This window comes from Glutamicibacter sp. 0426 (assembly GCF_001906485.1).
Lineage (GTDB): Bacteria > Actinomycetota > Actinomycetes > Actinomycetales > Micrococcaceae > Glutamicibacter > Glutamicibacter nicotianae.
The window spans coordinates 85,800-110,667 of record NZ_MPBI01000005.1 but is presented as its reverse complement, the minus strand read 5'-3'; the positions used below and the strand labels follow the sequence as shown (position 1 = coordinate 110,667).

General features: G+C 61.3%; 24 protein-coding genes and 1 pseudogene. 13 read left to right on the top strand and 12 right to left on the bottom strand.

Annotated features, from left to right (window positions below; genetic code table 11):
- Positions 1 to 95: 95 nt before the first annotated feature.
- Positions 96 to 2,015, bottom strand: coding sequence for a dihydroxy-acid dehydratase (gene ilvD, locus BKX98_RS13200; RefSeq protein ID WP_038991343.1), 1,920 nt, complete (start codon positions 2,013 to 2,015; stop codon positions 96 to 98).
- An 84-nt stretch (positions 2,016 to 2,099) separates the two neighbouring features.
- On the opposite strand from ilvD, the gene BKX98_RS13195 reads away from it, so the two are divergent.
- Positions 2,100 to 2,879: a helix-turn-helix transcriptional regulator gene (locus BKX98_RS13195; protein ID WP_083586929.1), complete on the top strand. Its 780-nt coding sequence runs from the start codon at positions 2,100 to 2,102 to the stop codon at positions 2,877 to 2,879.
- Positions 2,880 to 2,980: 101 nt separating this feature from the next.
- On the opposite strand, the gene BKX98_RS13190 is transcribed toward BKX98_RS13195, so the two are convergent.
- Entirely contained in the window at positions 2,981 to 3,670 is a 690-nt protein-coding gene (locus BKX98_RS13190; RefSeq protein WP_158024697.1) for an alpha/beta fold hydrolase, read from the bottom strand.
- Positions 3,671 to 3,845: 175 nt separating this feature from the next.
- Between BKX98_RS13190 and BKX98_RS13185 the strand changes: the two genes are divergently transcribed.
- The 5 genes from BKX98_RS13185 to BKX98_RS13165 are packed head-to-tail and all read left to right on the top strand — an operon-like array spanning position 3,846 to position 9,549.
- Positions 3,846 to 4,571 carry an NUDIX domain-containing protein gene (locus BKX98_RS13185; RefSeq protein WP_073707593.1) on the top strand — a complete coding sequence of 242 codons (726 nt, stop codon included), beginning with the start codon at positions 3,846 to 3,848 and terminating at the stop codon, positions 4,569 to 4,571.
- A 52-nt stretch (positions 4,572 to 4,623) separates the two neighbouring features.
- Complete coding sequence (nadA, locus tag BKX98_RS13180; protein WP_073707592.1) at positions 4,624 to 5,907, top strand: quinolinate synthase NadA; 1,284 nt, start codon at positions 4,624 to 4,626, stop codon at positions 5,905 to 5,907.
- Positions 5,904 to 7,547 carry an L-aspartate oxidase gene (locus BKX98_RS13175; RefSeq protein WP_073707591.1) on the top strand — a complete coding sequence of 548 codons (1,644 nt, stop codon included), beginning with the start codon at positions 5,904 to 5,906 and terminating at the stop codon, positions 7,545 to 7,547. The genes nadA and BKX98_RS13175 overlap by 4 nt, the downstream gene beginning before the upstream one ends.
- Positions 7,544 to 8,410, top strand: a complete 867-nt coding sequence (gene nadC, locus BKX98_RS13170) for a carboxylating nicotinate-nucleotide diphosphorylase (protein ID WP_198934382.1) — start codon at positions 7,544 to 7,546, stop codon at positions 8,408 to 8,410. The genes BKX98_RS13175 and nadC overlap by 4 nt, the downstream gene beginning before the upstream one ends.
- Complete coding sequence (locus BKX98_RS13165) at positions 8,407 to 9,549, top strand: cysteine desulfurase family protein (protein ID WP_073707590.1); 1,143 nt, start codon at positions 8,407 to 8,409, stop codon at positions 9,547 to 9,549. The genes nadC and BKX98_RS13165 overlap by 4 nt, the downstream gene beginning before the upstream one ends.
- A gap of 171 nt (positions 9,550 to 9,720) precedes the next feature.
- On the opposite strand, the gene BKX98_RS13160 is transcribed toward BKX98_RS13165, so the two are convergent.
- Positions 9,721 to 10,893 (bottom strand): hypothetical protein, encoded by a 1,173-nt coding sequence (locus BKX98_RS13160; protein ID WP_073707589.1) that lies wholly within the window; start codon positions 10,891 to 10,893, stop codon positions 9,721 to 9,723.
- A 299-nt stretch (positions 10,894 to 11,192) separates the two neighbouring features.
- Entirely contained in the window at positions 11,193 to 12,620 is a 1,428-nt protein-coding gene (locus BKX98_RS13155; RefSeq protein WP_083586906.1) for a D-alanyl-D-alanine carboxypeptidase family protein, read from the bottom strand.
- A 453-nt stretch (positions 12,621 to 13,073) separates the two neighbouring features.
- Here BKX98_RS13155 and BKX98_RS17055 point away from each other — a divergent pair, with 453 nt between their 5' ends.
- Together BKX98_RS17055 and BKX98_RS13145 are read left to right on the top strand one after the other, a co-directional pair.
- Positions 13,074 to 13,583: a GNAT family N-acetyltransferase gene (locus BKX98_RS17055; protein WP_038991348.1), complete on the top strand. Its 510-nt coding sequence runs from the start codon at positions 13,074 to 13,076 to the stop codon at positions 13,581 to 13,583.
- Between the two features lie 69 nt (positions 13,584 to 13,652).
- On the top strand, positions 13,653 to 14,129 hold the full coding sequence (locus BKX98_RS13145) for an SRPBCC domain-containing protein (protein ID WP_066137729.1): 477 nt from the start codon (positions 13,653 to 13,655) through the stop codon (positions 14,127 to 14,129).
- Between the two features lie 12 nt (positions 14,130 to 14,141).
- Here BKX98_RS13145 and BKX98_RS13140 read toward each other — a convergent pair whose 3' ends face one another.
- The 8 genes and pseudogenes from BKX98_RS13140 to BKX98_RS13105 form a co-directional block, all read right to left on the bottom strand.
- Positions 14,142 to 14,735, bottom strand: coding sequence for a dihydrofolate reductase family protein (locus BKX98_RS13140; RefSeq protein WP_038991352.1), 594 nt, complete (start codon positions 14,733 to 14,735; stop codon positions 14,142 to 14,144).
- A 110-nt stretch (positions 14,736 to 14,845) separates the two neighbouring features.
- On the bottom strand, positions 14,846 to 15,529 hold the full coding sequence (locus BKX98_RS17150) for a hypothetical protein (RefSeq protein ID WP_198934381.1): 684 nt from the start codon (positions 15,527 to 15,529) through the stop codon (positions 14,846 to 14,848).
- Positions 15,530 to 15,653: 124 nt separating this feature from the next.
- Positions 15,654 to 16,112, bottom strand: a complete 459-nt coding sequence (locus BKX98_RS13130; RefSeq protein WP_066137733.1) for a MarR family winged helix-turn-helix transcriptional regulator — start codon at positions 16,110 to 16,112, stop codon at positions 15,654 to 15,656.
- Complete coding sequence (locus BKX98_RS13125) at positions 16,096 to 17,229, bottom strand: LLM class flavin-dependent oxidoreductase (protein WP_073707587.1); 1,134 nt, start codon at positions 17,227 to 17,229, stop codon at positions 16,096 to 16,098. Before BKX98_RS13125 ends, BKX98_RS13130 begins: the two co-directional genes overlap by 17 nt.
- Positions 17,230 to 17,517: 288 nt before the next feature.
- A pseudogene (fliW, locus tag BKX98_RS13120) lies at positions 17,518 to 17,823 on the bottom strand (flagellar assembly protein FliW); the annotation flags it as partial.
- Positions 17,820 to 18,698: a flagellar hook-associated protein FlgL gene (gene flgL, locus BKX98_RS13115; protein ID WP_073707585.1), complete on the bottom strand. Its 879-nt coding sequence runs from the start codon at positions 18,696 to 18,698 to the stop codon at positions 17,820 to 17,822. The pseudogene fliW and the gene flgL, both read right to left, overlap by 4 nt.
- A gap of 5 nt (positions 18,699 to 18,703) precedes the next feature.
- Entirely contained in the window at positions 18,704 to 20,116 is a 1,413-nt protein-coding gene (gene flgK / locus BKX98_RS13110) for a flagellar hook-associated protein FlgK (RefSeq protein WP_073707584.1), read from the bottom strand.
- 9 nt (positions 20,117 to 20,125) lie between these two features.
- Complete coding sequence (locus BKX98_RS13105) at positions 20,126 to 20,617, bottom strand: flagellar protein FlgN (RefSeq protein ID WP_073707701.1); 492 nt, start codon at positions 20,615 to 20,617, stop codon at positions 20,126 to 20,128.
- A gap of 257 nt (positions 20,618 to 20,874) precedes the next feature.
- On the opposite strand from BKX98_RS13105, the gene BKX98_RS13100 reads away from it, so the two are divergent.
- The 5 genes from BKX98_RS13100 (at position 20,875) to BKX98_RS13080 (ending at position 24,830) form a co-directional block, all read left to right on the top strand.
- Positions 20,875 to 21,678, top strand: a complete 804-nt coding sequence (locus tag BKX98_RS13100; RefSeq protein ID WP_073707583.1) for a sigma-70 family RNA polymerase sigma factor — start codon at positions 20,875 to 20,877, stop codon at positions 21,676 to 21,678.
- A 149-nt stretch (positions 21,679 to 21,827) separates the two neighbouring features.
- The gene (locus BKX98_RS13095) at positions 21,828 to 22,673 is read left to right on the top strand and encodes a flagellin (RefSeq protein ID WP_073707582.1); all 846 of its coding nucleotides are present in this window, start codon (positions 21,828 to 21,830) and stop codon (positions 22,671 to 22,673) included.
- 117 nt (positions 22,674 to 22,790) lie between these two features.
- Positions 22,791 to 24,095 (top strand): flagellar filament capping protein FliD, encoded by a 1,305-nt coding sequence (gene fliD, locus BKX98_RS13090; RefSeq protein ID WP_073707581.1) that lies wholly within the window; start codon positions 22,791 to 22,793, stop codon positions 24,093 to 24,095.
- Positions 24,096 to 24,103: 8 nt separating this feature from the next.
- Entirely contained in the window at positions 24,104 to 24,514 is a 411-nt protein-coding gene (gene fliS / locus BKX98_RS13085) for a flagellar export chaperone FliS (RefSeq protein WP_073707580.1), read from the top strand.
- Positions 24,498 to 24,830 carry a hypothetical protein gene (locus BKX98_RS13080; RefSeq protein ID WP_073707579.1) on the top strand — a complete coding sequence of 111 codons (333 nt, stop codon included), beginning with the start codon at positions 24,498 to 24,500 and terminating at the stop codon, positions 24,828 to 24,830. The genes fliS and BKX98_RS13080 overlap by 17 nt, the downstream gene beginning before the upstream one ends.
- Positions 24,831 to 24,868 lie beyond the last annotated feature (38 nt).

Genomic DNA, 24,868 nt, shown 5'->3' with positions numbered 1-24,868 from the left:
TCGGCGTGCCGGGCAAATGCAGAATCAACAGAGCAGGCCCGGACCTCTTATTCGCATAAGAGGTCCGGGCCTGTTGCCGCGCTCAAGCCTTCAGGCTAGATCTGCGATGCGCTCTGGGCTGCAGCTTCGCGCTCATGGGCTTCGCGCATGGCGCGTTCCACGCTGTCGACGTCGCGGACCGCACCCTTGTCTGCGGACAACGCCATGGCGGCGTAGGCGCGCAGTGCAGGGGAGACCACGCGTTCGCGGTTCTTCGGGTGGTAGCCGGTGGTGGCGATCAGGCGCTCGCGGCGCTGAGCCAACACCTCGTCGGAGACGTTCAGGGTCAGCTCGCGGGTCGGGATGTCGATGGAGATCGTATCGCCATCTTCCACCAGCGCGATCAGGCCGCCGGAAGCCGCCTCGGGGGAGACGTGGCCGATGGACAGGCCCGAGGTGCCGCCGGAGAAGCGGCCATCGGTGATCAGCGCGCAGGACTTGCCCAGGCCTCGGCCCTTGAGGAACGAGGTCGGGTAGAGCATTTCCTGCATGCCGGGACCGCCCCTCGGTCCTTCGTAGCGGATGACCACTACGTCGCCTTCCTTCACCTGCTTGTTCAGGATCTTCTCCACTGCCTCGTCCTGGGATTCGCAGACCACAGCCGGGCCGGAGAAGGTCCAGATCGATGGGTCGACACCAGCGGTCTTGACCACTGCGCCGTCCACGGCGATGTTGCCGCGCAGCACGGCCAGGCCACCGTCCTTGGAGTAGGCGTTCTCTACCGAGTGGATGCAGCCTTCGGCGTCATCGGTGTCCAGTGCCGCCCACTTCTCGGACTGCGAGAACGCGGTCGAGGAACGCTTGCCGCCCGGGGCCGCATGCCACAGGTCGAAGGATTCCTGCGTCGCCTTGCCGCCACGGATATCCCAGTTATCGAGCCATTCGCCCAGGGTTGCCGAGTGGACGGTGTGCACGGTTTCATCCAGCAGGCCGCCACGGCGCAATTCGCCGAGGATGGCAGGGATGCCGCCGGCGCGGTGGACATCTTCCATGTAGTAGATGGTGCCGTTGCCGGCAGCGTTCGGTGCCACCTTGGCCAGGCATGGCACGCGGCGGGAGACTTCATCAATCTCGTCCAGGCCGAAGTCCACGCCGGCCTCGCGGGCGGCGGCCAGCAGGTGCAGGATGGTGTTGGTGGAACCGCCCATGGCGATATCAAGTGCCATGGCGTTGCCGAAGGCCTTCTTGGTGGCGATGCTGCGTGGCAGCACGGTCTCGTCGTCTTCGCCGTAGTAGCGGTTGGCGATATCGACTACCAGCTTGCCGGCGTTCTGGTACAGGTCCTTGCGCGCGGTGTGGGTGGCCAAGGTGGAGCCGTTGCCTGGCAGCGAGAGGCCCATGGCCTCGGTCAGGCAGTTCATCGAGTTCGCGGTGAACATGCCGGAGCAGGAGCCGCAGGTAGGGCAGGCGGACTCTTCGATACGCAGCAGGTCGGCATCGGAGACGTTCTCGTTCACTGCCTCGGAGATGGCATCCACCAGGTCCAGGGTGCGCACGGTGCCGTCAACCAGGGTGGCACGGCCCGATTCCATGGGGCCGCCGGAGACGAAGACGGTCGGGATGTTCAGGCGCAGTGCGGCCATGAGCATGCCGGGGGTGATCTTGTCGCAGTTGGAGATGCAGATCAGCGCATCGGCGCAGTGGGCGTTGACCATGTACTCCACGGAGTCCGCGATCAGGTCGCGGGACGGCAGGGAGTAGAGCATGCCGCCGTGGCCCATGGCGATGCCGTCATCCACCGCGATGGTGTTGAATTCGCGGGGAATGCCGCCGGCTGCCTCGATGGCCTCGGACACGATGCGGCCAACCGGCTGCAGGTGGGTGTGTCCGGGAACGAATTCGGTGAAGCTGTTGGAGACCGCGATGATCGGCTTGCGCCCGAGGTCGGCGCCGTTCACGCCGGCTGCGCGGAACAGTGCGCGAGCGCCGGCCATATTGCGGCCATGGGTGACAGTGTGTGAACGAAGTGTGGTCATACCTAAAATCTCACCATATATTTGCCGTCAAACCCAGACGGTGACAATACTAGTAGTACTACTACCATGCAGAGGGTGGACCCAGTGAATCCAAGCCAGAGACGCAGAGAAGAGCTCGCGGCCTTCCTCAAGGACCGCAGAGCCCGGGCTGACAGGGCATCGCACGGACTGCCGGAGATCGGGCGCAGCCGGGTGCGCGGTTTGCGCCGCGAAGAAGTCGCCACCTTGGCCGGCGTTTCTGTTACCTGGTACACCTGGCTGGAACAGGCCCGGGACATCAATCCCTCCCGCCAGGTCTTGCAGTCATTGGCGCGCTTATACCGGCTGACCCCGGTGGAATCCTCGTATCTGTTTTCACTGGCAGGGCACGGCGAGCTGGAACCAATCGGCAACGGCGGCATGACCCCGGCCCTGCAGCGATTGCTGGATGCGTTGCAGTTCCCTGCCTTCCTGCTTTCGGCTGACTGGACCATCCTGGGATGGAACCGGGCCTACGCGGAACTGTATCCAAGGGTGGAGTCGCTGGAGAGCGAGGACCGGAATCTCTTGTGGCTGGTGTTCACCGACGCGCAGCTGCGCGAAATGCTGCCGGACTGGGAAGTGCAAAGCCGAGGTTTCGTCGGAAGCTTCCGTGCTGAAACGCGTGGGTGGCTCAGCCCTTCGGGAGAGAGCGGAATCGTTGCCCGGGTCTCGGCGGCCTCTCCGGAATTCGCCGCCATTTGGAATGAACGGGACGTTGCTGGGTTCCGCACGGGGGAACGGGTGTTCCGGCACCCTAAATTGGGGCTGACCCGCTATGAGCAGCACAATCTGACGCCTACCGAAGCCACCGACCTGACCTTGTTGATGTACACGCCGCTGTAGTCTCGGACTACGGCGCTGGTCCGATCTGATTCGGGAGTATATAAAGCTAAACTGCCCTACGGAAAGATCCGTAGGGCAGCCAACTGGTTGTGGGATTACGCCTAGGAATTCAAGAACCCCAGTGCCTTTTCCTTGAACTCGCGGCTGGTAACCGCGTTGGCGTGATTGCGTCCTGCTAGCCACAGCACTTCATTGCGTGTCCCCGCATTCTTCAGCAACCGACGCAGGTGCGGCATGGTCGTGGCGAGATCATCTTGGTCTCCAGCCACCAGCAAGGTCGGGACTGACGGTACCTTTGCGGCAGGGTCATACGGCTCGGACTTGATGGCTTCGATCAGCTCAAAGAGCGCCGAGAGATCATTGGACGGCTCAGCCTTGGCAATCTGCATGATGGTGGCAGTGTAGTCATCATGGATCTTTTCGCCCGTCTCGACATGGGCGCGGGCCTGATCCAATTCGAAGGCAGCCAGCGGATCGCCGGCCCCTGGACCTCCGATGACCAGGTGATTCACCAGGTTTGGATTGTATGCGGCGAACTCCCAGGCAAGCCGTGAACCCAACGAGTAGCCGATGACATCGACTGGACCTTCATCCAGATCCATCACAATGGCCGCCAGCGCCTGGCGAATCTGGCTTGGTGCCCAGCTGCCGTCGTTGCGTCGAGGGTCTTCTCCATGGCCGGGCAAGTCAATCAGAAGGACATCGCGTCCCGCATCGGTGAAATATTTCAGCCAACGCGAGCGGTCCCAATTCAATTCGCCGGATGAGGCGAAGCCATGGATGAAAAGCACGGATAGGCTTTTCACCTCAGCGTTTGCGCGAACCACTCGAAGATTCAGATCCAAAGTCATGCCATTGATCATAGGCTATCCGCCGGCGAAATGAGATCCGGGCTAGCGTGCCAAGAGTGTTAATGTCAGAATGACTCTAACGAAATCGAATGCTTTGAAAACGAGGCAAGAAAAAATGTCATCCGTACCTGGCTGGGCGAACGTCGAAGAACGCCGCAACCTGCCACCCGCTCTTGCGGTTTCCACGGTGATCCTGGGAATCCGCGAAGGCAAGGACGGTGGCCCTGACAAACTCTGCTTGCCCGTGGTCCGTCGAGTTCGCCAACCCCACGCCGGAATGTGGGCGCTGCCGGGCGGTCCAGTTGATCCGCGCGAATCCCTCGGCCAAGCGGCCGGGCGCAACTTGGCCGAGACCACAGGTCTACGCCCCACCTACCTGGAGCAGCTCTACACTTTCGGCGATATCGACCGCTCGCCAACTCACCGGCTGGTCACCATCGCCTACTTTGCGCTGCTGAACGCTGACCAAGTCGGCGCCACGGTCCAAGACGACAATGTGGCCTGGTTCGATATTGATGACCCGCGGATCGCGCAGATGGCTTTCGACCACCGGAAGATCCTGGACTACGCCATGTGGCGGCTGCGAAACAAGACCGAATACGGGCAGATAGCGCATCGGCTGCTGGGAGAGCGCTTCACCTTGGCGGCTCTGCGCGGAGTCTACGAGGCCATCCTCGGACGGCGCCTGGATCCCGCGAACTTCCGCCGCACGCTAAAGAGCACGGCTTCCATCGAGGAAACCGATGAGTATCTGGCCGGCGGACAGCACCGGCCTCCTCGGCTCTACCGCTACGTGGGCCATGGGCCGGACCCATTGGAAGTCGACCCGCTGCACGGCTAGCAAGCATCATCCACACTTATTTACCGTCATCCTGCAAGAAACGGACGAACCCATGAGCACCCAAATCACTGACAACGCCAATGCCTCGGTAGCCCAGAACATCGCTCGACTCAATCTGCTGGCACCGGGCTCCACCTGCTCCACCGACCTGGCGTCCAACCCGTGGGACACGCCGGCAGGCTACGGGCCCGGCGCCTCCCAAGGCGATTCGGTGCCAGCAGGCTACCCGGTACAGGGTTCCATCCCGGAAGAATATCTCAAGGCCAGCGACGCCGAGCTTGATGCTCGCATCATTGCTGCCAAGGAAACCCTGGGGGACAAGGCAGTGATCCTCGGGCACTTCTACCAGCGCGACGAAGTGGTGAAGTACGCGGACTTCGTAGGCGACTCCTTCCAGCTGGCCAATGCGGCCCTGACCCGCGACAAGGCAGAAGCCATCGTGTTCTGCGGCGTGCACTTCATGGCCGAAACCGCGGATATCCTCAGCCGCGAGGACCAGTCGGTAATCCTGCCGAATCTTGCGGCAGGCTGCTCGATGGCGGATATGGCCGACGGCCCGAGCGTGCAGCAGTGCTGGGAAGAGCTCACCGCGCTCTACGCGGATGAAGCCGATGACGGGCGGATGCCGGTGATTCCCGTGACCTACATGAACTGCTCCGCCGAGCTCAAGGCATTTGTCGGTCGCAACGGCGGACTGGTTTGCACCTCTTCCAACGCGGCAACCGTTTTGGAGTGGGCTTTCGAGCGCGGACGCCGTGTCCTGTTCTTCCCGGACCAGCACCTCGGACGCAATACCGCCAAGGCCATGGGCATTCCATTGGAGCAAATGCCAACGTGGACTCCGCGCAAGGAACTGGGTGGCAACGAAGCTGCTGCGCTCCTCGATGCCAAGGTTATCTTGTGGCACGGCTTCTGCTCAGTGCACAAGCGCTTCAACCCGGCGCAGATCGTCAAGGCGCGCCAGGACTTCCCGGGCGTGCGCGTTATCGTGCATCCTGAGTGCCCGATGGAAGTCGTCGACGCCGCGGATGAAGCCGGTTCCACCGACTACATCCAAAAGGCCATTGCCGCCGCAACCGAACCGACGGGTTTCGCCATCGGTACCGAAATCAACATGGTCAACCGCCTGGCTGCCCAGTACCCGCAGCACAACATCTTCTGCCTTGATCCAGTGATCTGCCCATGTTCCACCATGTACCGAATCCACCCCGGCTACCTTGCCTGGGTGCTCGAAGAGCTGGTTGCCGGACGTGTGGTCAACCAGATTTCGGTGCCGAAGGAACAGCAGGCAGATGCCAAGATCGCCTTGGAGCGCATGCTGGCTGCCAAGCCATGAGCCAGGAGCAGCGAACACCAGAGAAGCTGGTGATCATCGGCTCGGGCGTGGCAGGCCTGTGCGCTGCCCTGCAGGCCGTGCAGCTGGGCATCCGCCCGGTACTGCTGACCAAAGGCAAACTCGGCGACTCCAATTCCGAGCACGCGCAGGGTGGCCTGTCGGCTGTCACCGAAGCATCCGTAGCCCACGGCGACTCGGTGTCCAAGCATGTTGCCGATACGCTGAAAGCGGGCGCGGGACACTGCCGTCTGGAACCGGTGGAACACCTGTGCTCCTCGGGCGACAAGCTGGTGCAGGCCTTGGAAACCTACGCGGTGGAGTTTGACCGAAATTCAGACGGCTCCTACCAGCTCGGCCTAGAGGCCGCGCACAGCGCCCACCGAATTCTGCATATCAACGGGGATGCCACCGGCGCCTCATTGGTGAAAACGCTGGTTCGAGCCGTGCGCCAGCTGGAGGCAGAAAACAAGCTCAGCATCATCGAGGACGCGCTTGCCACCGACCTGCAGCTGCAAGATGGCAGAGTCTCCGGGGTGCACTATCTGCGCCACGACGCGGAGCAGCTGCTTGAAGCCGCGTCGGTGCTGCTGGCTACCGGCGGTATAGGGCAGTTGTACTCGGCGACCACCAATCCCCACGGCGCAACCGCCGACGGCCTTGGCCTGGCCGCCCGGGCCGGTGCTGTCATTGCTGACGCCGAATTCATCCAATTCCATCCAACACTGGTTGACCCTGCCAAATATCCGAAGGCCGGCATGGTGTCCGAAGCCGTGCGTGGCGAAGGAGCCATCCTGGTCAACGAGGCCGGGCACCGCTTCATGCCTGGACTCCACCCGGACGCCGAACTGGCGCCCCGTGATGTCGTGGCCCGAGGCATCCATGGGCAAATCCAATCCGGGCACCAGGTTTTCCTTGATGCGCGGGCAGTGGAAGCAGCCCGTGGCGCAGGATTCCTCGCAACCCGTTTCCCTTCCATCACGGCCAAGCTCGCCTCGTGCACCGAAGACGGTTCTGGATTGGACATGGCTCATGACCTGATTCCGGTGGTGGCTGCCCAGCATTACTTCATGGGCGGGATCTACACCGACACCTCAGGTCGAACCAGTGTCCCCGGACTCTATGCCGCCGGTGAATGCGCCAACACGACAGTTCACGGTGCCAACCGTTTGGCCAGCAACTCCTTGCTCGAAGCCATGGTCTTCGCCCGGGATGCCATCATCGCTTTGAACAGCGACCCGGCGGATGCCCGCTGCGCTACCGATGCGCTGGATATCCGGCAAATCTCCGAGCCCATCCCGGAAGCGCCACTGGATCTTGAGCGGCTGCAAGCCGCTGCCAGCAACAGCCTTGGCGTTTACCGCACCGGTGGGCAGCTGGAGGACATGGCCTACATGCTGGCGACGAGTGCCCCGGTAGCCGCCACGGCGCGAGAGCAAGCAGAACTGTGCAATCTGTGGATCGCCGCACGGATCATTGCCGCAGGTTCCATGGCGCGTACCGGAAGCCTGGGTGCACACCATCGCCTGGATTCAACCGAAAGCACCAGCAACGGGCCAGGCCAGAGCGTGCGCTATGGCTGGACATTGCACCCAAGCGAGCTGAATAACAAGAACTTCTTGAGCAAGGAACTGAACGCGTGAACACTCTGATCCATCCGGTACCCACCGCAGCAATGGACCGCATCATTGAAATGGCGCTCGCCGAGGACAATCCGCGTGGCGACCTCACCGCCCTGACCATTGTGCCCGAGGGGGCGAGAGCCACTGCTGTGGTGCAGGCCCGCCAGCCTGGGGTGCTCTCCGGAGGTGCTGTATTCGCCCGGACTATGCAGCTGGTCGATGCGCAGCTGGAGGTCGAGCAGCTGGTAGCCGAGGGAAAGGCTTTCGCCACCGGGGATAACTTGCTGAAGGTCACCGGGCCGGCGGCGAGCTTGCTGACCGCTGAACGTGTGGGACTCAACCTCTTGCAGCGCATGAGTGCCATCGCCACCGCAACCGCCGAACTGGTAGGACTGGTTGCGCACACCAAAGCCCGCATTGCCGATACCAGGAAGACAACGCCAGGACTTCGCGTCCTCGAACGCTATGCTGTCCGTTGCGGTGGGGGAGTCAACCACCGCGACAACCTGTCCGATGCTTTCATGGCCAAGGACAACCACCTGGCCTTGCTGGATAACGGCGAGCAGCTGACCGCAGCCCTGAAATCCGTGCGCGCCCGGCTGGGGCACACCACGTCGATGGAAGTTGAAGTTGATTCCATTGAGCAGATTCCGCCGGTGCTCGCCGCTGGAGTGGACATCATCATGCTGGACAACTTTGATCCGGCTGACATTCCCGCAGCGATTGAACTGATCAACGGGCAAGCAGTGGTCGAAGCCAGCGGGAACATCAACGCGGCCACCGTAGCGGCAGTCGCCGAGGCCGGTGTCCATGTCATTTCTTCGGGTGCCATCACGCACTCGGTGAAAGCAATTGACCTTGGTCTGGATATGGTTATTGCATGATCTACATGGATGCCGCATCCACTGCGCCACCTCGCCAAGACGTTCTCGACATGCTCAACCCATTGCTGACCAAGGATTTCGGCAATCCGGCATCCTTGCATGAAGCCGGCCAGCAAGCCAAGCGGGCCAATGACTGGGCAAGAACGCAAGTAGCTAGCCGGCTGGGTGTGGCGGCAGAAGAAGTGTATTTCACTTCCGGCGGCACCGAGGGAGCTAACGCTGCCGTCATCGGCGCGGCCTTGGCAAAGCCCCGCGGACGTGTGGTGGTCTCCAGCGCCATTGAGCATCCAGCCGTGCTGGAAGCCTGCAAATATCTTGTTGAATTCCACGGATTTGAACACCGCATCATCCCAGTTTCGGCCACAGGTCTAGTAGATCTGGAAGCGGCCGGCCAGCTGATTGATGCGGATGTTGCTGTGGTTTCGGTGATGGCGGTGAACAATGAGGTCGGCACCATCCAGCCGGTAGAGCAGTTGGCCCAACTGGCACATGCGGCTGGGGCGATCATGCATACGGATGCCGTGCAGGCCGCCGGCTGGATCGATCTCAAGCCATTGTGCGCCGCCGTGGACGCATTGAGCATCTCCGGGCATAAGATAGGCAGCCTCAAGGGCAGCGGAGCAATGTACCTGTCAGCCAAGCACCGCTTTGTGCCGCTGATGCACGGTGGCGGGCAGCAGGGCGGACTGCGTTCGGGCACCGAGAACCCGGCTGCCGCCGTTGGCATAGCTGTGGCATTGCAAGCGGTGACTGCGCAGCGCGAAGCCGGACTAGGCGACAACTATGGCCCGTACCTGATTGAGAGGATTCTCAATGAGCTCAATGCCAAGCATCCGGGAAGTGTCCAGCTCACCGGAGATCCGGTGCATCGCGTTGGCGGCATCGCCTCTTTCGTCTTCCCAAAGACCGCTGGCGAAACGGTGCTGATTGAGTTGGCCCGCAGGGGAGTCCTCTGCTCTTCGGGTTCTGCGTGCGCGGCAGGCTCGACCGACCCTTCCGCAGTGCTCACCGCAATGGGCTATGAAGAAGAATTGGCCCACACGGCTGTCAGGCTGTCGTTCACACGTACGGCGAAAGAGAACGAGATCAGCCAGGTAGCGTCGGCTGTCGTTTCCTGCGTTTCCGGGCTTCTGAAATAGCCAAGGCTATAGCCTGGGTTGTCCAATGTTGTGTTTTCAGATTGGTGACATTGGCTCCGAGGGACTTCTTGACACATGGCAGCATCCTGCGATGTCCTAGTACGAATATTTCCCCAAAAGCTGTGATCGGCTGCTCCAGCTTTTGGGGAATCGTTCGAGATCGCTTGGCTATCAGTCGTCGGTTTCCTGTTGCTCATCGTTCGGAGCAGCGGGGAGTGCCTGTTGGTGTTCGGCTCGCTTCTTTCCGCCAAGTCGTCCGCTAGCTGCACCGGCCAACGATGACCCAAGATTTTTCGCCTTTGATACGCCAGCAGAAGCTCCAGACAGGCCACCTTTTACCAAGTTGCTGTCGCGCACGGAATCCGATACCTTGTGTGCCTTGTCACGGATAGAAGCTCCTGCTGAACTCAGCGTCGCCGACAGACCATTCTCGGTTTCGGCATTGTCCAGATCCTGAAGGGCAGCCAAATACTCCGCTGCGTCAACTAGCGGTGGCGGAAGCTCGCGCAAGTGCTGCTTCAGCCTATTGGACTGCACCTTGAGCGTAACGAAGGTCAGCCCTCCCGAGACCACACCGCCAACGACAGGAACAATCTTGCTGACGCTCTTCGCAAAGCTTTGCTTGGTGACATTGACGCCAATCAACTTCAGCGTTTGTTTCATCGGACCATACCAGGCGGTTTTTGTCAGAGCCTGTTTGGCTATATTCTTCTGAATAGCCGGTCCTGCTACCTGGGCAGCGAACCGGCCTACCGTGGTCGATGCACCGCTGACTCCCATCATCACGCCGAGAAAACCAGCAAGCTTGCCCAAGGTTTCATCATCGATATGATCCACGTCGTCGAGGAAAGATTGCCAACCGTAGGTGTAAGCAATTTTTTGCATGACCCTGAACGCATGGATATAGAACTGCGTGATATCCGCCGGGATGGTTCCGAACATGAACAAACCGCCGGGTAATCCACTGGCAAATGACAAAGCAGTGGATTTGCGGGTTTCAAAATCAATGGATTCGGAAGCGATTTCATCCAAGATCTTGGGCCCGATGCCTGCCGCGGCTGGGTTGGTAGAGACTGCTCTATCTATCTGATCGCGGCTGCATCCCTTTTTGTGCAGCTCTGCCGTGAGGAAATGATCACGATCGATTTTCACGCCTCTGAGCCGAATTACTTTCTTGAGGAAAGCAGTAGCGAATTGCTCGGCATCGACATTCTGATCCTTGAGCATATCGGAGAGGGTCTCGTCCGCTCCTTGATCCGGATTTGTGGCGTTCGGATCCACAGCACCTAGTTCTTCCTCCTGCTGGCTGGGGAGATCAGATTTCTGGTTCGTGCTTTCCTGCAATGTATTTCCCCCAAAGTTTTGTGCTGGAAACCAGCTGCGCGAAGTGTAGGCAAGTTGCTCTTAGCCTATCCAATAAGTGCTAGGAAACGGGATTCGTTTGGAACCATGAAGCGGCCAATCCTGTATCTGCCAGTTAGCGACTTGCGAACTTGCTATTGACCGTCGAAGCAAGTAATTGACCATGAAGCGGCAATTTCGCCGTACCTCGGGGAAGTGCAACAGCAAAAAGATAGGCGATTCATCTGAGAATGAATCGCCTATCTTTCACAATGCGGACACTGGTGCGCTAGTTCAAAGATTTAGCGCAGGTACTTGCCGGAGACCCAGCCGTTCTTCCCTGCATACTTCACCGGGTACCAGCCTGACTTCTTCGCACCGCGGAGAGTCACCGTCTTGCCCTTTGGAATGGTGAGGATGACTCGCTTACTCGTCCCAACACCGGTGCGCATGTTCAAATTAGCGATGGTCTTTTTTGACGAAGATTTCGAAGTCTTGGGCTTCGTCGTCTTCGGAGCGGTACCGGACGAGGAGAAACTGCTCAGGTAGGTACCCGAGACCCAGCCGTTCTTTCCCGCGTACTTCACCGGGTACCAGCCGGACTTCTTGGCGCCGCGAATGGCTACCTTCTTGCCCTGCGGGATGGTCAGCACGATGCGATTACTAGTGCCTGCCCCGGTACGCATGTTCAAGTTGGCCGTGGTCTTGGCCGACTTGGCGTTGCTGGTGTTCTTCTGCGGTGTGCTCTTTTTCGTATCCTTCTTTGGCGCAGATGGCATCGAGACGTTCTTCAGATACTTGCCTGAAACCCAGCCGGTCTTCGAGCTGTAGCGAACCTGGTACCAACCGGACTTCTTGGAACCGGTCAGCTGGACGGTCTTGCCCCTCGGAATGGTCAGCAGCACGCGATTGCCGGTGCCCGCCCCGGTGCGCATATTCAGATTCGCGGTGGTCTGGGCAGTGCCCTTGGATTTCTTCGGAGCGCTGTCAGACTTCTTGCCGGAAACACCGTAGTAGGCTTCGAGGCTCTTGGCCCCTGACTTCTTGACGCTCTTGGCCAGCGAGGTGCCCAAGTAGCGGAAGTGCCATGGTTCGTAGGCGTAGCCGGTAACGGATTCCTGGCCCTTCTGGTAGCGCATGATGAAGCCGTACTTGTGCGCATTCTTGCCAACCCACTTGCCCACTGGAGTGTTGGCGAAGCAGGCTTGCAATCCGCAAGCGCCGTTGGCATTTCCAACGTCAATGGCCAGACCGGTTTGGTGCTCGCTGGTGCCTGGTACAGCAGAAATGCGCGAAGCGTAGCTCTTGCCGTAGATGCGCGAGTAGTAGTTGAACAGCTCCGCCTGGCGGTTGTATGAACGGTATCCGCTGACGGCGCGAATCTTGACGCCATCCTTGGCCGCTGCCTTCACCATCTTGGTGTAGGCCTTGGCGGCCGAGGACCTCAGTCTGACGTTGGTGCCTTTGACGGCCACCGTCTTCGGAGCGTACTTCACGGGACTCAGCGGGTACTTCTTATTGACGAAGACATCATCCTTGCTTGGATTGCGCTGGATTTTCTTGGCAGCAATCTGCAGTCCGCTGTCAACTGCGAGCACTTGTGCCTGGGGCACTGACACGGCGGAGGCAGGAGCTGTGGCTAGTGCCGGATTTGCCGGCAGCACTGTTGCGAACAGCGCAGCCGATAGCGCGGCAGCCATGGAAATCTTGAACGCCCGAGGCTGTTTCATGGAATTCTCCGGTAGAGGTGACAAGCGATGCGACCATCATTCCATCACTTATCCATGAGCCATTCAAGGTGTTACTGCAAACGTTGGAGATGAAGCGGGCCTATTGCGACCGAACTTCTGCGGAAGCAAGCGGACCGTTTTATCCCGATGAAGAAGGCACGTGCCATCATCAGCGATGCCTTGCCTGCACCAGGAGAAGCATCTTCCCACGTGGGGGGAATCGGAAAATGTCCAGGTGCTGTGGCCCCTGCCCAGCAGCAAGCGGGAATTCCATTCAGCCTCGTAGTTCTACGAGGCCGGTTGCGCGGGAAATCGCGGTCCCAGACTTGCCCGCAAGTTGCTGCAATCTTTTCTCCAGCAGGCGCGGAGGTGCCTTGGGCAGGCGTTCTGGCAAATGGAAGACTGCGACGAGTCAATTTTTCTAGTTGGGCGAGATTTGGTAGGTTTGCGTGCATGCGTATCCGTCCAGAAGTCTTCGATGACCGAGCTGCGGTGTATGCAATTACGCACGCTGCGTTCGCCGGAATCGATCCGATGGTTGAGCCAGAGGAAGTCGGACTGCTGCAGCAGCTCTTCGAGTGCGACCAATATGACAACCGCTTCTCAATCGTTGCCCTGGACGACACAACGGTTATCGGCCATGTCATCGCGACATGGGGCACAGTCAATGGGGAACCCTTATTGGGGCTAGGTCCGCTGGCTGTCGCTCCGGAATACCAGCACCGGGGTGTCGGATCGATCCTGATGCAAGAAATTCATGACAGGGCTGAGCAAGAAAGCATCAGCGGCATTGTCCTGCTCGGTGCCCCAGGCTATTACAGCCGCTTCGGCTACGAAGCTGCCCAGCCCCGAGGTATCCACCCTTCGGTTCCGTCGTGGGGCGAGCACTTCATGGTACGCGTCTTCGATGACAGCTGCCTGCCGAGCGGCGACTACCGTTATGCCAAGCCGTTCGGCGTTTAGCCGCTAATTTTCGCTGGGAATTTTCTCGCTCCTATTGTCTCCTGTTCCCCTCGGGCGTAAACCTGACGTATGGAAACACATCAAGAGCTTCGCGAACTGTCCTTCTCCGTCTCAGGCATCATTTCCAAGTCGATCAGGCAAGTATTCGAAGCTGTGGCTGATCCGGAACAGCTTTCCCATTACTTCACTACCGGGGGAGCTGAAGGATACTTGGAAAACGGTGCCACCGTTAGCTGGGACTTCCATGATTTCCCCGGAGCTTTCCCGGTCAAGGTCTTGGAGGTCGAAGAACCAAAACGCATTGTCTTCCAATGGGGAGGCCAGCAATCCACGGCTGAAGATGGCATGAATACCGTGAGATTCGACTTCGAGTCCCTGGAGGACAGCACCCGAACCAAGGTGACCATCAGCGAAGCGAGCTGGATTGCCACCGATGAAGGGGCCAAGGCCGCCTTCGGCAATTGCGAAGGATGGACCGGAATGCTGGCCGCCATGAAAGCGTGGCTGGAATACGGGATCAACCTGCGCGAAGGCTTCTACAAATAGTTGGTGCCTGAGCTAGCGGCGCCGATGGTAGTACACGTGCGTCACGAGTGAAGTTTCACGGCGGGAAACGCGATCCATATGCGTTTCTATATCTTCAATCGTGATCGGCTCGCCGCGTCCCAGGCGGATCGGTGCGATATGCAGGCGCAACTCGTCAATGAGGCCGGCTCGCAGGAATTGCACGATGGTACTTGCACCGCCGGCAATGGCCACAGGATTTTCGCCAGCGGCTTCCCGTGCCTCGGCAAGGGCTTCCTCGATCCCCTCCGAGATGAATTGGAAGCTGTTCCCGCCCTGCAGGCAGATCATCGGCTTCGGATGATGGCTCAGCACGAAGACCGGGGCATGATACGGAGGATTCTCGCCCCACCACCCGATCCAGCCCGCGTCGTCTTCTCCGGCTGGAGGGCCGAACATCTTGCTGCCCATGATGAAAGCCGACGCCTGGGTAATGGCAGAAATTTCGGCCTGGTTTTCCTCAAGATTCTCGAACTGCCAACGGTGCAGCGTTTCGGCTCCTTCGCCCAGCGGCTGCGCCATGCTCTGATTGGGACCAGCACAGAATCCGTCCAAGGAGACGGTGACATCGCAAACTACCGGGCCCATGGCAAATGCCTCGATTCAACCTGTGTGCTGGCGGGAGGGTGGCTACTCCAACAATGAACCTGCACGCAAGCAGAATCAACCCCAAGCTCGGGAAAATCCAGCAGGGGGACTCAGTTCCCGGCATCCTTCGGCGCACCGGCAACATTCCACAGCGTAGCGTGGTATTTCCGGATCAACGCGGCTTCCAGCAGCAGGGCAGCCTTGCGGTGGATGCAGGTCACCCACCGGCCTTCGAGATGCAAGCGGTCAATGGCCAAGCGCGCCACTTGCTGGACGGTCCGGGACTCGCCGCGATCGGCCTCGGCTGCCAGTTCCCGAAGCCACTGCGGGTCAGCCAACGCTTCGTCGAAGGCGTACTTGCCCATGCCGGAGGTCGCACCCTTGCCGCTGGAATAGATCTTCAGCCGTCCGCGCAGGCCCTTGCCGCTGCGCTCGCCGGCCTGCCCCACGTAGATGGGCTCGTTGTCCCCGGCGCCGGCCCGGCGGAACATGTAGACTCCCGGAGCCACGGGTGCCGAGTCGGCTGTGGCTCCGAAGGATTCCCACGGCGACCATTCCAGCGAATCAATGACCTGGTCATCGACGGGCTTGAGGGCAATGTCCATTCCCGGTGCGCCGGCGAACTGCAGCTGGGCCAGCAAGGTGGTGGACACATGCCACGTGCCGCCTGGCTGGGGCGGCTTCTGGATTGCGCCCTTGGGACGATGCTGGCGCAGGTAGCTGCGCAGCTGCTTGGTGTCTACCCCAAGGGTGCCGGCGGCTTCTTCCAAGCTGAATAGCTTCTCGTCCTTCAAAAGTGATCTGCCTTCTGGGTGCCGTGAATGAACAGGTGATGATGAATCAATTTAATCCCATGCAATGCCAAAGAGCCCGGAAGGAGCTGCCTCATGGCATGTCCTTCCGGGCTCGGCTGATCCGCTACTGCACCGCATCTCGCAGCTTGGTGCTCAGGCGCTGCAGTTCATGGAATTCGTCTTCGCTCAGCGCGCTGCCCAGCAGGTTGTGCAGGTGCTTGACGTGCTCGCGCCCGATTTCCTGCTGCAGCTTGCGTCCCTTCTCGGTCAGCGAGAGCTGCATGGCACGGTGGTCATCCGGGTCGGGCTCGCGAACTACCAGCCCCTGGTCTTCCAATCGGGTGACCATGCGGCTCAGGCTGGGTTGCGAGATCAGCAGCTGCTTATTCAGGTCAACCAGCCGGCTCTTGCCTCCGGGGCAGGTGCGCAAGTTGAACAGTACGTCGTACTCGCGCATGGAGAGCTTGCCGAATTCCGGCATTGCGGTGATCTGGCGCATGACCGCCACCTGTGCGCGGAAAAGCGCTTCCCAGGCATCGGTGGTGACCTTCAATGAGGCTGCTGGATTACTGGTCCCGGTCACTTGCTGCTGGCTCCTTGGTGGTTGCTTGCTCAGCGACCAGTTTAGCGTTGCGAGCGGCCACCAGGCCTTCATGCGTTGGTGCCGGGGTGAGGTCCTTCGGTGCGCGGGACTCCATTTCCTTGTGCAGTTCAGGAAGCACGTACTCGCCGAACATGTCCAGCTGGTTCAGCACGGTCTTCAGCGGAAGGCCCGCGTGGTCGATCAGGAACAGCTGGCGCTGGTAGCTGCCGAAGTATTCCTGGAAGGACAGGGTCTTCTCCAGCACCTGCTGCGGCGAGCCGACGGTCAACGGGGTCTGCGCGGTGAAGTCTTCCAGCGATGGGCCGTGGCCGTAGACCGGGGCGTTGTCGAAGTAGGGGCGGAATTCCTTGACCGCCTGCTGGGAATCCTTGGCCATGTAGAACTGGCCGCCCAGTCCCACGACTGCCTGGTCTGCGCGTCCGTGGCCGTAGTGCTCGTAGCGCTCGCGGTACAGGCCGATCAGCTGCTGGTAGTGCTCCTTCGGCCAGAAGATGTTGTTGGCGAAGAAGCCGTCGCCGTAGTAGGCGGCGATTTCAGCTACCTGCGGGGTGCGGATCGATCCGTGCCAGACGAACGGTGCCACGTCATCGAGCGGGCGCGGCGTCGAGGTGAAGTTCTGCAGCGGGGTGCGGAACTTGCCTTCCCAGTTCACCACATCCTCATCCCATAGGCGGCGCAGCAGGTGGTAGTTCTCCACGGTCAAGTTGACCGAGTCCTGCATGTTCTTGCCGAACCATGGGTAGACCGGGCCGGTGTTGCCGCGGCCCAGGACCAGGTCCACGCGGCCATCGGCCAGATGCTGGAGCATCGCGAAGTCTTCGGCGATCTTCACCGGGTCATTGGTGGTGATCAGCGTGGTCGCCGTGGACAGGATGATGCGCTCGGTCTGCGCGGCAATGTAGGCCAGCGTGGTGGTGGGGGAGGAAGAGAAGAAGGGGCGGTTGTGGTGCTCGCCGATGGCGTAGACATCCATGCCGATCTCTTCGACCTTCTTGGCGATGGCCACCGATGCGTCGATGCGCTCTTTCTCGGTGGGGATGCGGCCGGTGGTCGGGTCGCGGGTGATGTCGCTGACTGAGAATACTCCGAATTGCATGTCCACTCCTGTTACAACGGGGCAAGCGTTTTATCCTGTCACCAATTTATATGCGTATGCATGTAATAACAAGTTGATGTGTCAAATATTCCCGTGAGGTTGACTGTGTCCTTCCCCATAGCCAACTATTGAGCGGCAATGCTGTTAACGATGGAACTCCCAGGGCGCAGCATGGAATCACACGGCGCCCTGGGAGTGCACGCAAAGCCGGAGGTTCGACTACATCGGAAGCTCGTAGCGAAGGGGCCATTCCTGGGCTTCGAGTATGGCCTGCAGGCATTGCCCGTTCGATGCATTGACCAGCAACGGTGCGAAAAGATTCGCGCTCGGGCGCACACCCGAAGTGGTCACCACGGCCAGGACCAGCAAGTCGCCATCCCCTGGATTGCCCACTAGAGATAGCTGGTTCTTGGAGAATTCCGGCGCGTAGTGGCGGATGTGCGCCGCAGTGTCCAAAGCGAACCAGTGCAAGGTTGGGGCCTGTGGAGAGGACAGGGCGAAGAGGCCTGCGGCACCTTCCACCGGAGACAGGGTAAGCGTGGAAGCCAGCGGGAAACCGGGCAGCGGCGCGGCGAGGGACAGGACCCGGCTCATCGCAGGAAGTCCATCAACGAGGGCTGCAGCGTGCGCGCCGTGGCCGACAGCGCCGCCTGGTAGGAGACCTCCTGGGTCTTCAGTTCCAAGATCGCGCTGGCCAGATCGATGTCCTCCAGACCAGCCCGTCGACCTTCCAAGGAGACGGCGTCACCGAGCAGGGATTCCTCCGCGGCGAGCACGGTGGAATGCGTGGCGCCGACCGTGGCCTGGGCCGCCAGCAGGTCCTGCATCCGGGCATCGACTGCTTCAAGCCGGCCGGAGGCACTCAGGCCATTGCGCAAGTCTGCGGCGATCCCCGCAACCAGCGCAAACACGCTGTCCGGTCCTTCCCCGAAGGCCGCCGCGCCGCTGGTGTCCACCCGCACGGTGGCGACAGGGCCAATGCGCCGCTCGACTGCTGTGCCGGCCGGGAACTGGTGGTTCGCGTCGACGGCCGCCGCGCCATCATGGGTGCCGGCGAAGACGAAGCGCCCGTTGAACTGGGTGTTGGCCGCCGCAGCCATTGACTCGGACAGCTGGTCGAGCTCCAGCGCAATGGCTTGCCGGGCCTCGGGGGACAAGGCCCCGCTGTTGGACCCCCGCATGGTCAGGTCGCGGACCCGGTGCAGCAGGTCGGTCGCGGTCCCCAGGGCGACATCGGCGGTGGACAGCCAGCCGGCGGCATTCGAAGCGTTGCGGGTGAACTGCTCGTTCTGCCGCTGCTGGGAGTGCAGCGACATGACTTCCGCGGCGCCGGCCGGGTCATCGCTGGGCCGGTTGATCTCTTTCGTGGAACCGATCTTGTCCTGGATAGCCGCCAGCCGGGAAGCTGCCGCGTTCAGGTTGCGTTCGGCATTGAATGCCATGGTTGCCGGGGTGATGCGCATGGTCATCGCTCCTATCGTCCTACCAGGCCGGTTCGGTTGATCAGGGTATCGAGCATTTCATCGACAGCGGTCAGCACCCGCGCGGCCCCCTGGTAGGCGTGCTGGTTGGTGATCAGGGCGACGTTCTCCTCGTCGATGGACACCGCCGAGGCCGACTGGCGCGCGGTGATGGCGCTGTCCGCCGCGACGGCGCTGGACAGGGCCTGCTGGGCTTCGGAGTGGGTGGCGGTGCCGATGCCCAGCACCATGGTCGACCAGAGCTCGTTCGGGCCTCCGGCAGCATCGGCCAGGGCCGCCAGCTTCTGGGCATTGGAGCCGTCCAGGGCGCCGGTTGACGGTGCGCCCGTGGCCAGGTCGCCCGCACCCGTGGCCAGCACGCGCAATGACCCCGCGGGGTTGCCCGGATCGAAGGCGAAGAAATCGCTACTGGGCATCCCGGCGGTCGTGGAGCCCTGGGAGTGCACCTCGTTGACCATCGTGGCCAGGGTGCGTGCGGTCTCGTCCAGGGAGGCGGCGGCCGTGGCCAGCGGCCCGCCGGAGCCCGAAGGTCCGGCCGGCGCGAGCAGGTACAGGGCACCGGCGATGCGTCCGGAGTCCAGCGCCGCGGCATCCTGCGGCCGGTGGCTCCAGCTGACCTTCACCGGTTCGCCGTCCATGGATTGCCCGCCAGAGACCCGAAGGGACCGTGCGGTACTGCCGGTGACCAGGGGGCTGCCGTCGATGAGCACGTCCACGGTGCCATCGGGCAGTTCCCGCACGGTGGCTCCTGAGAGGCCCGCGATGTGCTCGGCCAGCTGCGAGCGCTGGTCCAGCAGGGCATTGGCGTTGCCGCCGCCGGCCAGGGTGCTGCGGATCTGGGCATTGAGCTCGGCGACACCCTGCGCCGAGACATTGACGTCCGTGACCCAGGTTTCCAGCTTTTCATGCTGCTGTACCCAGAGATTGTCGATCTCGCTGCTCATCAGGGCCATCCGGTCAGCGACCGACTGCCCGCCCTGGATCACGACCGCGGCGGCCGCCTCGCCGCCAGGCTGGTTGGCCACCTCGGACCAACCGGCCCAGAAGTCGTTCAGCAGGGACGACAGGCCGTTCTCCCCGGGTTCACGCAGGAGTCCTTCAAGCATTTCCAACGCATCGGCCCGCACATCCGTCTGCGAGGCCAGTGCAACGGTGCCCCGAACGCGGGCGTCCAGCTCGGCATCGGCCAGCCTGGCAATGCTGCCCACGATCACGCCCTGGCCGATGGATTCGCCAGAACCCAACTTGCCCACCTGTGCCAGCGGGGCGGCTGCCTGCAGTTCTGCACGCTGCCGGGTGTAGCCGGCCGAACCGACATTCGCCAGGTTGTTCCCGGCCACCTCGATGGCGGCCCGCGCCGCATTGAGCCCGGACAGGGCGGTATTCAAGCTTCCAAAAGTGCTCACGTGATGTCCTTAGAGGTTCGTATCCAGAATGCGAGCGCCCGGCTGGTCGTGCTTCGGGGTGCTATCTGGTCCGTAGGTCGCAGGCGACGTGCCAAGATTGGCTAGTGATTCCTGAGTGGATCTGAGAGCGGCACGCAAATGCTCGTCGTTTGAATCGCGAATGCCGGCAATCGATGCGGCGAGTTCCCGAAGCGCCTGAAGGTGGGAACGCAGGATCTCGCCCCACATCTGGTTCGGCACGAGGTCGGCGAGCTCCGCCAAGGTCGCCTCGGTGGCTGCTCCCAACTGCTTAGCCACCGCTTGTGCCACCATGCTCCGTTCCAAGCTTGCATGATGCAGGCTGTCGAGCACTTGTTCGATTTCCGCCGAAGCCCTGGAAATCCATTGCGTTTTCCCCGAGATCAGCAGAAGGCGTTGTTCCTCCAGCTTGAACCGCAACAGGTCCAGGATTTCTCGTTCCTTGAATAGCAAGGCCGATAAATCATTAATGCGTGTAGTCATGATTCCCCAATCCACCGCCATCCCACAAAGCGTTGTACCTAACATTATCGGTCGACTTGGCGCAGGCGTAAGTGAACGGACCTTTAATGCGGTAAGAACGGCCAAGATCACGGCTGAACTGCATATGAGCGAATGGGCTGCGGGACAGTGAGGCTGCTTTGATTATTTTCCATGGAACCTCTAAGGTTTGTGTGCGTGGCTGGATTTCTGCATGGGGCGGAAACAGGGTCGCGCACTCGTAGATTAAGGGAATAGCTGTGGAGCAAGCCGCGCGCAATGAGTTGGTTCTGGAAAACCTTCCACTTGTTGGCTACCTCGCCTCCGAACTCGTCGCCAAGGCCACGCATCTATCCCACGAAGATCTGGTGTCCGTCGGAACCCTGGCGATGATTGCCGCGGCCGATGCCTTTGATGCATCTCTGGGTGTGCCCTTCGGAGCCTATGCCCGTCGCCGCATCCTAGGGGCGTTTGCCGATGACATGCGGTCCAATGACTGGGCAACGCGTGGTGCTCGGAAGAAGATCACCGCTCTGCGGTCGATCGAGGAAAGTCTCACCGCTGCACTGGGCCGGAATCCCAGCGTGCGTGAAATGGCAGATGCCTTGGGCGTGGCCGACTCGGAAGTCCGCTCCATCATGGAAGATGCCGAGCGCACCGTCGTCACCCTGGAAGGATCCGACCACAACCACTTGGCGGCGGCCTTCGGCATTCCCGGCGAGGAATTGCTGGACAGCGAGCGACGCAGCAAGATCCACGGTGCCGTCGAGGCGTTGCCGGAGACGATGCGAACCCTGATCCGCCGCCTGTATTTCGAAGGTGCCACCGTCAAGCAAATCGCAGCCGAAGCAGGCGTGACCCATTCGGCCATCTCGCAACAGCGTAGCGCGGCCATCAAGCTGCTGCATGAGGCACTCCAAGGCAACTACTTCACCGAGGAAGCGCCACTTCCTGAAGCCAAGCTCACCAAGTCTGCTGCCGCCCGGCGCGAGCAATACCTAGCGAATTTCGAACGTCTCAACGCCCGGTCCATCCCGGCTAGCACCGCGCTGCCTGTCGCGTAAAGCGTCGCTTCTGGTGGCGGGAAGAACCTTTACCTACCATTCGATTGCCGATTCAACTAACAGCATTCAGCGCTCTGACGATAGTCCTCTTTGAGGTCCACGGATGGACCTCGTAGAACAGTAAGCCCGTTCTCATGGAGGAAAACATTATGGGTATGCAGATCAACACCAATATTGCGGCGCTGAACGCTCACCGCAACCTGTCCAACACCCAGAACGACCTGTCGAAGTCGCTGGAAAAGCTGTCCTCGGGCCTGCGCATCAACCGTGCAGCCGATGATGCCGCTGGCCTGGCGATCTCCGAGGGCCTTCGCTCGCAGGTCAACGGACTGAACGTTGCGGCCCGCAACGCGCAGGACGGCATTTCGGTGATCCAGACCGCTGAAGGTGCCCTGACCGAGGTGCACTCGATCCTGCAGCGCATGCGCGACCTAGCTGTCCAGGCAGGCAACGATTCAAACAATGCAGATTCTCGCGCAGCTATCACTAAGGAAGCTGCCGACCTCACTGCGGAACTGACTCGCATCAGCGAAACCACGAACTTCAACGGAATCAACCTGCTGGATGCCTCGGCTGGCGCTGCTAGCGATGGAAAGATGTCCTTCCAGATCGGTGCAGGTTCAGGAACCGACTCGCAGATCGTAGTCGACCTGGCCGGTGCCGACGTATCAGCCGTGGCTACCGCGGTAGGCGCTGCAACGTTTGACAACCCAACCAATGCAGCAGCCGCTATTACCGCTATCGACGGCCAGATCACCGCGATCTCCACTGCGCGTGCCGAACTGGGTGCCAAGCAGAACCGCTTCGAATCCGCGATCAACTCGCTGAACGTCTCGCGCGAGAACCTGCAGGCCGCGGAGTCCCGCATCCGCGACGTGGACATGGCTGCCGAGATGGTGAACTTCACCCGCTCGAACATCCTGTCGCAGGCCGGCACCGCCATGCTCGCGCAGGCCAACCAGTCCAACCAGGGTGTACTGCAGCTGCTGGGCTAATCACCAATTACTGACCAGCATTGATTCCCAGGCCCGGCAGCCGTTCCTTCGGGAGCGGTGGCCGGGCCCGGGAATCGGCAGGCAAACCTTCGCGCACGAGCCAGGAGACCGACAACCATGGGGCTATCACTTGACGGCCTGGCCAGCGGCCTGGATTCGACCACGCTGATCAATTCCTTGATGCAGGTCGAAGCCATCCCGCAGGCACTGCTCAAGAACAAGGCCAGCGCCACCCAGACAATGATCTCGGCGCTGCAGGAACTGAACACCAAGGTGGCCGGGCTGGCCACGTTGTCCAAGGACCTGTCCGCGCCGGAGGCCTTCCAGAAATTCAATGCGACCTCCAGCTCGGAGTCTGTCGTCATTACCGTGGCCGAAGGAGCGACCTCCAGCTCCCTGGATATCGTGGTCGGCCAGCTCGCCACCAGCCAGGTCACGGTCACCGGACCGGTCACCGAATGGGACACCACCGACTTCACCATCACCAGTGCCGGACAGGACTACGCCATCTCGGCGGCCTCCACCTCCCTGGAAGACGTGATCACCGCCGTCAACGCCTCGGACTCTGGAGTGAAGGCCGTCAAATTCGACATGGGCGACGGCACCTACCGCCTGCAGTTCACCGCAAATGACAGCGGCGCGGAAAACGCGTTCACCCTTTCAGGAACCTCCATCTCCGGCACCCAGACCAGCGCCGCGCAGGACGCCGAAGTCACGCTCTGGGCCGGAAGCGCCGCCGAGCAGGTCATCAGCTCGCCGACGAATACCTTCGTCAAGCTCTTGCCGGGCACCGAGATCACGGTTTCCAAGGTTTCCACGGAACCGGTGACCCTGGCTATCGCCTCTGACCCCGAAGCCACCGCCGGCCAAGCCTCCTCCCTGGTGGACAATCTCAACGGGCTGTTCGAGTTCATCACCGCCAACTCCTCGGTCAACGTCGGAACCGGCGGCTCGACCCGCGGCATGATCTTCACCGGCGACAGCCTGGTCCGTTCGGTCAAGCAGCGGATCATCGATGCCGCCATCATGCCAATCGATGGCAAGTCGCCCTCCGAAATCGGCATCTCCATCACCCGGCAGGGAACCCTGGAATTCGACAAGGAGAAATTCTCAGCTGCCCTGGCCGAGGACCCGTCCGCGGTGCAAACCATCCTGGCCACCATCGCCTCGCGCGTGCACGCGGTGAGCGACGAATTGTCAGACCAGTACGACGGCGGGATCACCGCGCGGATCAAAGGCCAGGAATCGACCGTCGACCGGCTGCAGGAACAGATCTCCGACTGGGACCGACGCCTGGACAAGCGCGAAGCGACCCTGAAACGGACCTACGCCGCCCTCGAAGTCCAACTGAGCAACATGAATGCCCAGCAGTCCTACCTTGCCTCCCAGCTCGCGTCCCTGCCGTCAACCAAGGAGAAGTAGCAGCAATCATGAATACCGCGCAGAAGCTTGCCCAGCTCAATCGGGAGGCCATCCTCTCGGCTAGCCCGGCAACCCTGCTGACCATGCTCTACGACCGGCTGCTGGTGGATCTGAACCGCGCCCGCCAGGCCCAGCAAAACGGCGACTGGCAACGATCCTCCGAGAACCTGGTGCATGCCCAGGCGATCATCACCGAGCTGGATGCCAGCCTCATCGACGGTCAGTGGGACGGGAGCCAGGGGCTGCGCAGCCTCTATGCATTCCTGGCCCAGCTGCTCATCGACGCCAACATCAAGCGCGACGCCCAGCAGGTGGCCCAGGCCATCAACCTGCTCGAACCGCTGCGCACCGCCTGGCATGAAGCCGCCGCCGCACCGGCCGGCAGCACCGAAAGGACCATCGGTGAGCACCTTGGCTAATCCGGAGACGAACGAGTTCTCCGCCTGGGAGACCTGTCTCGACGAATTGGAAGCCGGCTGCGCACGCATGGCCTCCATGCTGTTCCTGGACCTTCAGCTGCAGCAGCAGGACCTGGCCCGGTGGGAACCGCCTGCCCACCTGGGCCAGATGCCGGCCAGCCTCGGTCCGCGGGCCCTGCAGCTCTCCGCGCAGCTGGGCGACCTGAAGGCGGCCTACGAGCAGCGCCAGAGCGATGTCGCCGCCCAGCTGCAGGCAGTATCCAGCGTCCCGCGCCCGGAAGAGGCCCCGGCGATCTACCTAGACCAGACCGGCTAACGGCGGCGTGGCTGCTGCCGATAGTTGCACTCGTCATG